The 11767-nt window shown below is 62.0% G+C and carries 11 protein-coding genes; 1 reads left to right on the forward strand and 10 read right to left on the reverse strand.

Features of this window, described 5'->3' with window-relative positions:
* Window positions 1–72 precede the first annotated feature (72 nt).
* Window positions 73–1608, reverse strand: a complete 1536-nt coding sequence (locus Pan216_RS18815) for a YifB family Mg chelatase-like AAA ATPase (protein ID WP_145260280.1) — start codon at window positions 1606–1608, stop codon at window positions 73–75.
* Between the two features lie 234 nt (window positions 1609–1842).
* On the opposite strand from Pan216_RS18815, the gene Pan216_RS18820 reads away from it, so the two are divergent.
* The gene (locus Pan216_RS18820) at window positions 1843–2823 is read left to right on the forward strand and encodes a methyltransferase (RefSeq protein ID WP_473092136.1); all 981 of its coding nucleotides are present in this window, start codon (window positions 1843–1845) and stop codon (window positions 2821–2823) included.
* 41 nt (window positions 2824–2864) lie between these two features.
* Here Pan216_RS18820 and Pan216_RS18825 read toward each other — a convergent pair whose 3' ends face one another.
* From Pan216_RS18825 to Pan216_RS18865, 9 genes are all read right to left on the reverse strand, one after another.
* Entirely contained in the window at window positions 2865–5159 is a 2295-nt protein-coding gene (locus Pan216_RS18825) for a hypothetical protein (protein ID WP_145260285.1), read from the reverse strand.
* Between the two features lie 78 nt (window positions 5160–5237).
* Window positions 5238–5957 carry an ABC transporter ATP-binding protein gene (locus tag Pan216_RS18830; RefSeq protein WP_145260286.1) on the reverse strand — a complete coding sequence of 240 codons (720 nt, stop codon included), beginning with the start codon at window positions 5955–5957 and terminating at the stop codon, window positions 5238–5240.
* A gap of 279 nt (window positions 5958–6236) precedes the next feature.
* Window positions 6237–7496, reverse strand: coding sequence for a diphosphate--fructose-6-phosphate 1-phosphotransferase (gene pfp / locus Pan216_RS18835; protein ID WP_145260289.1), 1260 nt, complete (start codon window positions 7494–7496; stop codon window positions 6237–6239).
* Window positions 7497–7727: 231 nt separating this feature from the next.
* Entirely contained in the window at window positions 7728–8147 is a 420-nt protein-coding gene (locus Pan216_RS18840) for a DUF420 domain-containing protein (protein ID WP_145260291.1), read from the reverse strand.
* Window positions 8144–8779 (reverse strand): SCO family protein, encoded by a 636-nt coding sequence (locus tag Pan216_RS18845; protein WP_145260293.1) that lies wholly within the window; start codon window positions 8777–8779, stop codon window positions 8144–8146. The genes Pan216_RS18840 and Pan216_RS18845 overlap by 4 nt, the downstream gene beginning before the upstream one ends.
* A gap of 58 nt (window positions 8780–8837) precedes the next feature.
* On the reverse strand, window positions 8838–9677 hold the full coding sequence (locus tag Pan216_RS18850) for an ABC transporter permease (protein WP_145260295.1): 840 nt from the start codon (window positions 9675–9677) through the stop codon (window positions 8838–8840).
* Window positions 9670–10659, reverse strand: coding sequence for an ABC transporter ATP-binding protein (locus tag Pan216_RS18855; RefSeq protein ID WP_419192717.1), 990 nt, complete (start codon window positions 10657–10659; stop codon window positions 9670–9672). Before Pan216_RS18855 ends, Pan216_RS18850 begins: the two co-directional genes overlap by 8 nt.
* Window positions 10660–10661: 2 nt before the next feature.
* Window positions 10662–11033 (reverse strand): cytochrome C oxidase subunit IV family protein, encoded by a 372-nt coding sequence (locus tag Pan216_RS18860; RefSeq protein WP_145260299.1) that lies wholly within the window; start codon window positions 11031–11033, stop codon window positions 10662–10664.
* A 105-nt stretch (window positions 11034–11138) separates the two neighbouring features.
* Complete coding sequence (locus Pan216_RS18865; RefSeq protein ID WP_145260301.1) at window positions 11139–11765, reverse strand: cytochrome c oxidase subunit 3; 627 nt, start codon at window positions 11763–11765, stop codon at window positions 11139–11141.
* Window positions 11766–11767: the final 2 nt, after the last annotated feature.

An 11767-nucleotide genomic window follows, 5' to 3' on the forward strand; every position in this document is an offset into this window, starting at 1 on the left:
ACTTCCCGTCGTGAGTAAGGCGGCCTCAGGATCCGCCCCGTCGCTTGACGATGGCTGGTAACTCTCCCATCCCTACGCCCACAACCGGCGATCGAGTCGGCGGAGTTGGATCGCCTCGGCCAAGTGGTACTCGGCGATCGCGTTGCTTCCTTCCAGATCGGCGATCGTCCGCGCGACACGTAAGACGCGGTCGTGGGCTCGAATCGAAAGCCCCAGTTCCTCGACGGCGCGTCGCAATAACTTCTCGCCCGTCGCGTCGAGGGAACAGAAGCTCCGAATTTGCTTTCCCGACATGCGGCCGTTGAGCATCAGCGGATCCCCGTCGAACCGCTCGTGTTGGCGTTCGCGGGCCTGAAGAGCCTGTTCGCGCAGCGGCGTGCTGGGCGTTCCGCTGCCGTCGCCACGCAGTTCCTCGAGTTCGATGACCGGAATCTCGAGATGAATGTCGATCCGGTCCAGGAGCGGTCCGCTGATCTTGCCGAGGTAACGGTCCACCGCAATGGGCGTGCAACGGCACTCCCGCTTCGGGTCCGTCATGTAGCCGCAGGGACAGGGGTTCATCGCGGCGACGAGGAGAAAGTCGGCCGGAAACTCGACCTTCGCGGTGGCCCGGGTGATTGTCACCGACCCAGCCTCGAGCGGCTGACGCAAGACCTCGAGCGTTCGCCGCGAGAACTCGGGAAACTCGTCCAGGAAGAGGACGCCGTGGTGGGCGAGACTGATCTCTCCCGGCGTCGGGTTGCTCCCACCACCGATCATGCCGGCTTCACTGGAGGTATGATGCGGTTCGCGAAAGGGACGCGTCGTCCGCAGCGGTTGGTCGGCGGTCGCTCCAACCGCGCTGTAGATCCGAGTCGTTTCCAGACTCTCGGTCAACGTCAACGGCGGCAGGATCGTGGGAAGTCGCTTCGCGAGCATCGTCTTGCCCGTGCCCGGTGGACCGATGAGCAGGCAGTTGTGCTTTCCCGCGGCGGCGATGAGCAGGGCGCGTTTGCCAGCCTCCTGCCCTTTGACGTCCGAGAAGTCGATCGAGTGCTGGCTCTGTTCGCGAAAGAACCTCTCGACATCGACGACCGCCGGCTCGAAGTCGAGTTCCCCCGCGAGCAGATTGACGGCCTCGGACAAACTACCGACCGGATAGACGTCGATCCCCTCGACAACCGCGGCCTCATGGCCGTTGGCCGAGGGAAGCAGCAAGCGGCGACATCCCTGGCGACGGGCCGCCATCGCGATGCTCAGCGCTCCCTTGATCGGCCGGGTCGCGCCGTCGAGGGCCAACTCGCCAGCGACCGCCGTGTCGGCAAAGACGTCAGGCGTCACCTGCCCCGTCGCGGCCAGGAGACCCAGAGCGATCGGCAGATCGAGCGCGGCGGCGTCCTTGCGAAGATCGGCCGGCGCGAGGTTGATCACGACGCGGTTCTTCGGCTTGCGGTAGCCACTGTTGAGCGTCGCCCGCTCGATGCGATGAATACTCTCGCGGACCGACGCCTCGGCGAGCCCGACAAGGATCGTCGCCGGCAGTCCCGTGGAAGCCACATCGATCTCGGCCTCGACCGGGAGGGCTTCGATCCCGACGAGTGTGAAGGTTCTCAATTTGGCAAGGGCCATGGTGGATCGTCGCATCCTCCAGAAAGAAGCCCGCGGCAAAGACTAGGCTATGCGTTCGCGAGCGACAACCCAACATGCCCGATGGGAGAAACGTACCAATCTAGGGCGAGCGGCGATCCATTTGATTAACCTGAGAGGGTGATCGCGGGGTTTGTCGCTCGTGTCATTTCCGATCGGTCGCACCAGTTCGCAAGTGGGGAACGCTGTATGTCGACGGCACATCGAGCACACACCATGATCAGTCATGGGTTCTGGAAGGCGCAAGGATTGATGGTCGCCGCCGAACTCGGAATCGCCGACCACCTCGCCGACGGCCCCGCGACGGTCTCCCTACTCGCCGAGAAGTGCGCGTGCGACGCGGGGGCTCTCTACCGACTCCTCCGGGCACTGGCCAGCGACGGCTTCTTCGAGGAGACCGAGTCGGGTGCGTTTCGCAACACGGATGATTCCGAAGTCCTTCGCAGCGATCACCCGCAATCGGTGCGGGCGCTCGGCATGATGGTCCGGCGTCTCGAGTATCCGACGTGGGTCCACCTCTTGGACTCGATCAAGACCGGCAAAACCGCCTTCAACGAGATCCACGGCAAGGGGCTCTTCGACTACCTCGCGGAGCATCCCGAGGAAGCGGACATTTTCGACCAAGCGATGACCGCCGTTCACGGCCAAGAGTCGCCGGCGATCGCGTCGGCCTACGACTTTTCGGCGACGACGTCGCTCATGGATGTTGGTGGTGGCAACGGAACGATGCTGAAGGTCATCCTTGAAACCCATCCGCATCTACAAGGGATCTTGTTCGACCTTCCGCATGTCGTTGAGCGAGCGCGTCCGACGCTAACCGCATCGCCGGTCGGGCAACGCGTTGCCTACCAGCCGGGTAGTTTCTTCGACCCCATTCCCGGTTCGCCCGACGCGATGATCATGCGGCAGATCATTCACGATTGGACAGATGAGCCGAGCATCCAGATCCTTCGAAATTGCCGAGAGGCCGTCGCCCCCGAGGGAAAGGTTCTCGTCGTCGAGCAAGTCGTGCCCGATGGCAACACGCCGCACCCGGTCAAATGGCTCGATGTCGATATGCTGGTCTACGTCAACGGGCAAGAACGTACCGAACAGGAGTATCGGCAACTCTTCGAGAAGGCGGGGTTGGCGCTGGAGCGGATCATCTCCGCGGGTAGGTTTGAGATCCTCGAAGGCAAACCCGCGGCGGATGGCTAAACGGATCGGGTGGATCGAGAGCGACGGAGGCGCGTCCGCTCTCAGTAGATGACCGCGATCGCCTTGGCGGGCTCTTCGCGAACGACTTTGCCGTCCTTGTAGAACCGCCGCTGCTGAACAATCACCTCGAGGTTGCGGTTTCCCCGCAGCGTTCCGGCCGACGAGGGCCACATCCCACCACGACGACGATGCTGGACCACCGCTCCCTGGAGGGAGAAGGTCTGGTCCTCCCCGAGCGAGAGCACCTGACGGGTGAGATTGGAGAGTCGTCCCTCCTCGACCCACGTGAAGAGATGCGGACCGTCGGGGACTTCCTTCAGACCGACTCGCGAGTTGTTGGAGAAGATCGACAAGGCGCGAAGGTTGTTTCGATCGACTTCGTCGCCATCGACGAACTGGACGTTGGCTTGGACCACCGCGGTGATGGTGTATCGCGGACGGAGTTGGTCAATGCTCCCCAGGATACGCTTCGATCCGGCTTCCCGGATGACACTCGCGTTGCCGACATCCCACGTCACTTCCGAGGTCGACCCGCGCGGCTTGACGACGAGCGTGTTGGCATCCTCAGCGCGAACGATGGTCGCGGTCACGACATCGTAGAGACGATAGAAACCTTGGGGACGGCCCTGATTGCCATAGGTGGCCGCGATCGCATCACCAGTCGGCGAAAGGGCCTTGCCCCCGAGTTGATTGACCATCCGCTGCCCGTTGCGGTAGAGGAATTGGTCCTGGTCATCGGAGCGACGCCCCCCGTCGGAGAAGAGCCGCTTGCCCGAACGGGTGTACTCTGATTCTCCATTCTTGTAGAGGCGTTCGACGAAGCCCGCCGCGTTCTTGGTGTTGCCGATCCCATCGCCCGAGTATCGCTTGGTGGCATTGGGGTGAAGCTTGGCGCCCTCTTGATCGATGCGAGCCTGCCCATTGTCGTAAAGGGCTCTGGCACCGGAGAAGTTCTTCGTTCCCGAACCGACGACAAGCTCACCATCGGCGTTGACCGGCAGCGACGCGTTGGCGTCGACGTCCGTTCCCACCGGCGCGACTCCCCCTCCGGAGAGCTTCTTTCGGCCATCGCGAAAGAGGGCCGCTCCCGAGTTGGCGGCGCGAGCGCTCCCATTGGCGTAGAGAGGTTGCCCCGAGTCGGCGAACATCCGGCGGCCGTTCGAATGGAGACGGTTGCCGACGGCATCGACCCGCGGTCGTCCGTTGGAGTAGAGCGGAACGCCGGTCGTGGAGAACTTGGGAGAGCCGTTCGGATAGACTTCGCGTCCCTTGTCGTCGACGCGTGGGCTGCCGTTGGAGTAGAACTCGGACTCCTGCTCCTCGATGTCACGCAGGACTTCATCGAGAGTGAGGCCCTTGCCCTTGGGAGCCAAGTGCCCCGTCCCCAGATAGGCGCCGGTGCGCGGGCCGGCGTTTGGGTTCGCGAAGGAGTCGTACTTCGCGCGCGACTTGCCGTAGGTGGAGCCGGCCGTTCCCGAGTAGGGGTTTCCTCCCTGGCTTCCCGCGTACGACCGCGAGTAACGATTGGTACCATTCTTCGACGTGCCGTAGTTCTTGAGAGCTCCGCTGGAGTGATACTTGTCGAGTTGCCACGGATTGGCCCCCCGCCGGTTGCCGGGCAATTGGACCCCGCCGGTCGCCAACTGAGCGGGACGACCGGGCCCGTATTGGGGAACGCCGCGCTGTAGTCCCGGCAGAAGTTGACGAAGGGAATCGGTCTTCACCGTCGTCTCGATCATCCCCGTCTTGGTGTTGCGAATGATAAAGAAGTCGCGGCCGTTGTTCGGCCCTGGCTCGAAGCTGAACTTGTCGCGTTCGGCGACGTCGATGTACTTGCTGGCGTCGAAGGCCTTGTTGCCGAAGTCGCGAACCCTGAACTCCGACTGAAGCGGTTCCCCACCAACGGTGTCGTTGACCGCCTTGGTCAGCGCGTTGACCAGCGACTTGCCACTAAGCTTCGACGTCACCAAGACATCGCGATTGGGAACGGTGACGCCGTAGGTGTTCTGAAACTCCTCGACGATCAGTTCGAGTTCGCTCTCGGCGATCGTCTTGTCACCGAAGCCGGCGATCTGCTTGACGAAGGTTTCGATTTGATCCTTGTCGACAAAGTTCCGGTCGGCGGCCCGCAGGTTGTAGGGGTTGCTGCCCCGAGTGCGGTGGGCGTAGGGATTGGCTCGGCGCGCCCCCTTGGAATAGGCGTTGTTGCCACCCTCCTGGGAGTAGAGGTCTTCCTGCTGAGCCATCGCCAACGAGGGCAACAAGAGGAGGGACATGCAGGCTGCCAAGATTCCGCGGTAACCGAATTCGTTGGCTCGCGTCATGATGTGTCTCATGCTGTCCACTGCCTCCATTGTTTCTCACCGGCTGTCGAGCAGTCAGTGGCACCCGAACACTCCAAGGCTCGCAAATGACTAGCCGTCGAACGCCGACTTCGTCTCGGGCTCGGGGACCATCACATCATCCATCACTTGGCCATCGCGCATGCGAACGATTCGTTTGGCGCGAAACGCCACTTCGTCTTCGTGAGTGACGAGCACGATCGTCTTGCCCATTTGATTGAGCCGGGCGAGCAGTTCCATAATTTCTTCGCTGGTCGCACTATCGAGGTTTCCCGTCGGTTCGTCGGCAAGAATGAAGGCCGGGTCGCATGCGAGCGCTCGGGCGATCCCGACGCGCTGTTGCTGACCACCGGAGAGTTGAAACGGACGGTGATCCAGGCGATGCCCTAGTCCCACCATCTCAATCAACTCGACCACGTGCTCGCGTGTCTCGGCGCCGACACGGCCCTGATAGTAGAGAGGAACCTCGATGTTCTCGACGACCGTCAATTGAGGAATCAGGTTGTACGACTGGAAAATGAAGCCGATGGCACGGCTACGAATCTCGGAAAGCTCGTTATCGTCCAGTTGAGCGACGTCCTGCCCGTCGAGCAAGTAACGTCCCGACGTGGGGCGATCGAGACAGCCGAGCAAGTTGAGCATGGTCGACTTGCCCGAGCCGGACGCTCCCATGATGGCGACATAGTCACCAGCGCAGAACGTCAGATCGATTCCGCGGAGGGCGGAGACCTTCACGTCACCTAGGTCGTAGACCTTGTGGACATCCTCGAGTTTGGCGACTTCCCGTGCCATCGCGATCCTTTGGCCATTTCCTGACGGTCGGCTCGTCGCGCCAATGGCGCATACCGACGGCGCGTTCCTCTTAGAGAGTATACCCCATGGGACAACCCGAAGGACGCGGTCGGGGTGCCGGGGATGGCGCGAGCGGTCCGACCAAGCCGGGTATTCGCTACGATCGACGCTCGGCGCATGAACAAGCCTCCCCTAACCAACGGCTAGAAGAGGCTTTACAGCTCGAATTGCTCCACCGACTTTCGGCCGAGTCGCGTGGTCGACGCCGACAGCCGGAACCTAGCTCATCAATCTCTTGTACCGCTCGACGAACTCTTCGGGAGTCGTTTTGGCGATCTGGGCAAAGGCATCAATTCGACCCGGAACGGTCAGGTCGCTCTTCTCAAGCCGGATCATGTACTTGCGGGCGACGTGGTAGGATTCGCCGTTGACGTCGACCAATCGCGGGCGAGGACGGCCGGTTTCCGGATCGGCGAGATCCTCGAACTTGATCGGGACCATGAGTCCACCCTGGAAGGTGACCAAGGCCCCCGACCCGCCGTCGAGTAGAAAGCGGACCGCACCGTAGCCCAAGTCGCGGGTGTATTCCCGGTCGAACGGAATCGGATCGGCACAGCGTAGCTCATAGCCGAGATTCTTGGAAACGATCGTCACGCTTCCGCCGCGAGCCCTGAATCGGCGGCGGATCTCGTCGCGAACCGCGGCGCCGAAGTCGATGTCGGCGAGCTTGATATGACCGTGGGCATCGCGTTCGACGTCATCGGCATCGAAGACCTCGTCGCGGTGCTCGGGAGACATTCTCTCGACGAGGCCTTCCGCGAGGACCGCCACGCCGTGGTCGCGGCCCAAATGCAGTCGCTTGATCATGGAGCCTTCGATGATGTCGCAGACCTCACCGAGGGTCACGTCCCGATCGCCAAACTCTTCGGGAATGACGGTGAGCGGCGCGGCGGCGGCCTTTCCGATCCCGAGGGCCAGGTGTCCGGCGGTCCGCCCCATCGCGACCACCACGTACCAGCGGCAAGCGGTCTTCGCGTCGACGGTCAGGTTCCTAACCACTTCCGCGCCGAGATGGCGAGCGGTTTCGAAGCCAAAGGTCGGAATCGACGGCGGCAGCGGCAAGTCATTGTCGATCGTCTTGGGAACGTGGGCCATGGCGATCTTGCCCTGAGCAGCCTCGCAAACCTTACTCGCGGAGTACGCGGTGTCATCACCACCGATGGTGAGCAGGTAGCTGACGTTCAGCTCCTCGAGGGCCTTCAGGACGCTTCCCATCGTTTCGGGGTTCTTCGTGGGGTTCGCCCGGCTCGTGCGGAGGATCGATCCTCCCTGAAAATGGATGCGAGAGACGTCGTCGATGGTCAGACGACGAACGCGGTCCGTACGTCCCGCCATCAAGTGTTCGTAACCCTCGAGAATCCCCATGACCTCGAGGCCGTTGTTGCGGGCTTCGATGGTCGCGGCCGCGATCACCCCATTGATGCCTGGGGCGGGACCGCCTCCGACGAGAATTCCGAGGACTTTACGATCAGGCGACATGGGCACCTCGCGGGCTGGTGGACATCGGCAAACGTTCGATGGATCGGCGGCGGCCGGGTGAGTTCCCGAAAAGCCAATCCAATCGCCGGAGTTCTAACCATTCCACCTTCAAGCGACAAGGTTGCCCGCCAAGGACGTTCGTGGTTTCCTCACATTCCCCACAAGGAACCAAACAACTCATCCTATTACCAGAAAGCAACTTAAGACGCCAACCACCACTCGCTCGGGGTCCTAGCTCCAGGGGATCCGGTAGAGCATCACATAGACGACAACACCGGTCACCGAAACGTACAGCCAGATCGGAAGGGTCCACCGAGCCAGCCCACGATGTCGGTCAATTTGCCCACGGAACGCCCAGAGAAACGTCAGGAAAATCATCGGGAGCATGACGATCGCGAGGATGATATGGGGCACCAGAACAGCGAAGTAGATCGTCCGCCAAACCCCGGTCCCCGGGAAGGACGTCGACAAATGATTGACGTGGTACACGAGGTAGCACGACAGGAACAACGCCGAAACGACGAGCGCCGCGATCATGCAGTTGCGATGGGCGATGATCCGCTTCTGCTTGATCAACACCCACCCGACAGCCAGCAAGACGGCCGCGATGGCGTTAAGCGTCGCGTTGACGGCGGGCAATGACTCGATCATGGATTCTCCTCGTCCCGCAACGCGCCAACCTTGCGTTTGAGAAGGTCGATCGCGGCGGGATCGCGCGTATCAAAATAGCCTCGTAGGTGCCCTTGCCCGTCGACGACCGCCAAGCGGGTTGTGTGACTGACCAGTTCGCCGGGCAAACGTTTCGGATCGGGATTCTCCGCCACGCCCACCTTGAATCCGTCTCGGATGAGGGAGTAAACCGGATCGCGCTCGCCGGTCAAGAACCACCAACGCTCGGGGTCCGCCTTGAAGTTGCTCGCGTACTGCCGAAGGACCTCCGGTTTGTCGTAGCGTGGATCGACCGAAATCGAGATGAACTGGACGTCGCTCGGCAACTCCTGCCGAAGCTGGGCCATGACGCCGGTCACCATGGGACAACTCTCATGGCAGCGGGTGAAGATGAATCCCACCACCGCGACACGTCCGGCCAGGTCCTTCTCCGTGATCGTCCTCCCGTCGCGTTCGGTCAGCGCGAAGGGCGGAACCGTTCCGAACTCCTTGGGAAGATTCGCCGCCGCCGGCAACGACGACGGTTTGGGAGCGTTGACGATCAGCACGATCAAGCCACCCGCCACCATCGCGAACAGAGCGTAGCGGATGATGGCGAACGTACGTGACGACATGACAAGATCCCGGTCAACAAGAGGCGGCGAGAAGCGCTTCGGCGGCGTCAGACGGCCATCAGGCCCCCTTGGACGCGACGCGACTGACGGTCCACGTCGCCAGCCAAAACATGATCGCGGCGAAGCAAACGCTCACCAGGACACATAGGCCCAGCGACGGCAGAGTGGCCAACGTGTCCGACGCGGGGCGGCCCCAGTCCAGGATGCGCCGCAGTCCCGCGACCCCGTAGCTGACGGGGTTCAATCGAATCACCCAAGCGAGCCAGAGGGGCGCCCCCTCGGCCGGGAAGAAGGCTCCCGAGAGCAGCCAAAGCGGGAAAAGCAGGAGCGTCATCATCGCGTGAAAGCCCTGCACCGAGTCGCTCCGCCAAGCCAGACAGAGCCCCAAGCTCGTCAGCGCGATGCCCAGCACGACGATGTAGAGGGACGCCGCGACGATCATCACCAGCGAGAGCGAGATGCCCGTCAGCGGAGCCAAGAGGAGAAAGATCCACGCCTGAAAGAGTGCGATCAGCGTGCCGCCAAGCACATTGCCCAACGCGATCATCGAGCGCGGAACCGGAGCGATCAGCACTCCCTGCATGAAACCCTCTCTTCGGTCCTGAATGACCGAGATAGTGGCGAAAATCGCCGTGAAGAGGACGACAAGCGTGATGATGCCCGGATAGAAATACTGGCCGAAGGAAACCGCGCCCTCACCCGCGCTTGGCGGCCGAAAGGAGGACTGAAAGCCTGCCCCGAACAAGATCCAAAAGATCAACGGCTGGCCCACCGCTCCCATCACGCGACCGCGTTGGCGGAAAAAGCGAACCAACTCCCGCTGGGCCAACGCCCAAGCCGCCCCAAATCCGAAGACGAGGCCCGACAAATCCTTCGCTCCGGGGAAGACGCTACTCATCTGGCTCCCCCCAAAAACGATGGCCGGTCCGATGAATGAAAACGTCCTCGAGCGTCGGCTTGGACACCGCCATCGATTCGATTTCGCTCGCGGCGCATTGCCCGATCTGTCCGAGCAGCGCGAAGCCCGAATCGCTCTCAATCCGAACGGTGTCGTTGACCACGCTCGCGTCGACTTTCAGTTCGCGATGGAGTTTTGCCGCGAGCCCCGCGGGATCGGCGCCGCGGAGCGTCACCACGTCTCCGCCAATTTCCGAGCGTAGCTCGTTGGGGCTCCCCTTCGCGATCAAACGTCCCTGGTGGATGATCCCCACCCGATCGCAACGCTCGGCTTCGTCGAGGAGATGGGTCGTCGTCAGCAGCGTCACGCCTTCGTTTCGAAGATAGGTCAGGTAGACCCACAGATCGCGCCGCGCTCCCGGATCGAGTCCGGTACTCGGCTCGTCGAGGATGAGGAGCTTCGGTTCGTGAAGCATCCCCTTGGCCAGTTCGACACGACGTGCCAAACCGCCGGAGAGCTTCTCCACTCGCTCTCGCCGGCGATCGAGCAGTCCGAGCCGATCGAGCATCTCCTCGGAGCGTCGACGGATCGTCTTGCGATCGAGACCGTGGAGTCGGCCATGGTACGCGAGGTTCTCCTCGACGGTCAGTTTGCCATCGAGGCTAGGATGCTGAAAGACGACTCCGATCTCATGGCGCAGTCGATCGCGATCGTTGGGCAAATCGTACGCGAGAACGCGGACGCGGCCCTGTTGGACGGGAAAGTACGTCGTGAGGATGCGAAATAGCGTGGTCTTGCCACCGCCGTTGGGACCGAGTAGGGCGAAGGACTCGCCTCGTCGGACGTCGAGATCGAGATGGTCGAGGGCTAGCCGCTCGTCGTAGCGATGACAAAGCCCTTGGACGAGGACAGCCGCATCACCGGCACCGGACGAGGGGGTGCGGACCGGGGTCTGCGCCTCCTGCGCCGACGAGTGCGACAAATCTACTTCACCACGGTCATGAGGCTGTAGGGCCATGCGATTTGCGTGTTGATCTGGTAGGCGATATCGGGCAGCAACGCGAAGACGAGAATGATCGCGAGCGCCGATGCCGGAAGCGTCACGAACCAACGCCACATCCCCTCGTAGCGTAGGTGCATGAAGAACCCGAGCACCAGAGCGGCTTTGCACACGGCCACGAGCAAGACAAAGAGCATGTTCGTCACCGGGCCCCACGATCCCTCCATGAAGAGGGTCACGAAGCTGGCCAGCGTTAGAATGCAGAGGTAGCCGAAGACCTCCCAGACACTGAAGTGCTCCCCGGCGCCCGCGTGGTGGGCTTCCGCGACCTCGGCAACCGTTTGCTCATCACTCATCGTTTCGTCTCCGCATCCCAGCAACCGTTCACTCGGGGCGTTCAACCCAGCTCCGTCGAGCCGGCGTTCGACCGAGTTCGTTGACTCGGGACTCCACCGCGTCCGTTATACCAGATAAAGCATCGGGAAGAGAAAGATCCAGACCAAGTCGACGAAGTGCCAATAAAGACCGGCAATCTCGACGTGATCGGCATGCTTGATCGAAAGATTGCCCCTCATCCCGGTCCAGATCAGCGCCGCGAACAGGACCAGTCCCGCGATCACGTGAAGAGCGTGGAATCCGGTAAGCGAGAAGTAGGTCGCCGACCACATCCCGATGCCGGGAATCGAGCCTTCGTGTTCCCAAGCGTTCCAGGGCAGAAAGCCGTGATCGTACTTCTGGTAGTACTCGAACATTTTGATGCCGAGGAAGACGAACCCGAGCCCGAACGTGATCCACATGTTCCGCAGCGCCGTGGCGATCTTCCCATTGGCGATCGCGTTATGGGCGAAGACGACGTGGGCACTGGACCACAACAGGATGAACGTGTTGATCGCGCCCAAGGGCTCGAGCAAGACCTGATTGTGGTGAGGCCACGCGGACCCCGACGCCAACCGGATGACGATGTACGCCCCCAGAAGGCCGGCGAAGAACATCACCTCGGTGCCCAGAAAGAGCCACATCGCGAGCTTGCCGTTGCCAATGGGCAACCCCATGTGCTTGGGCTTCTCGATCGCGATCGATTCGGCCATGG

It is taken from the genome of Kolteria novifilia, assembly GCA_007748055.1.
Lineage (GTDB): Bacteria > Planctomycetota > Planctomycetia > Kolteriales > Kolteriaceae > Kolteria > Kolteria novifilia.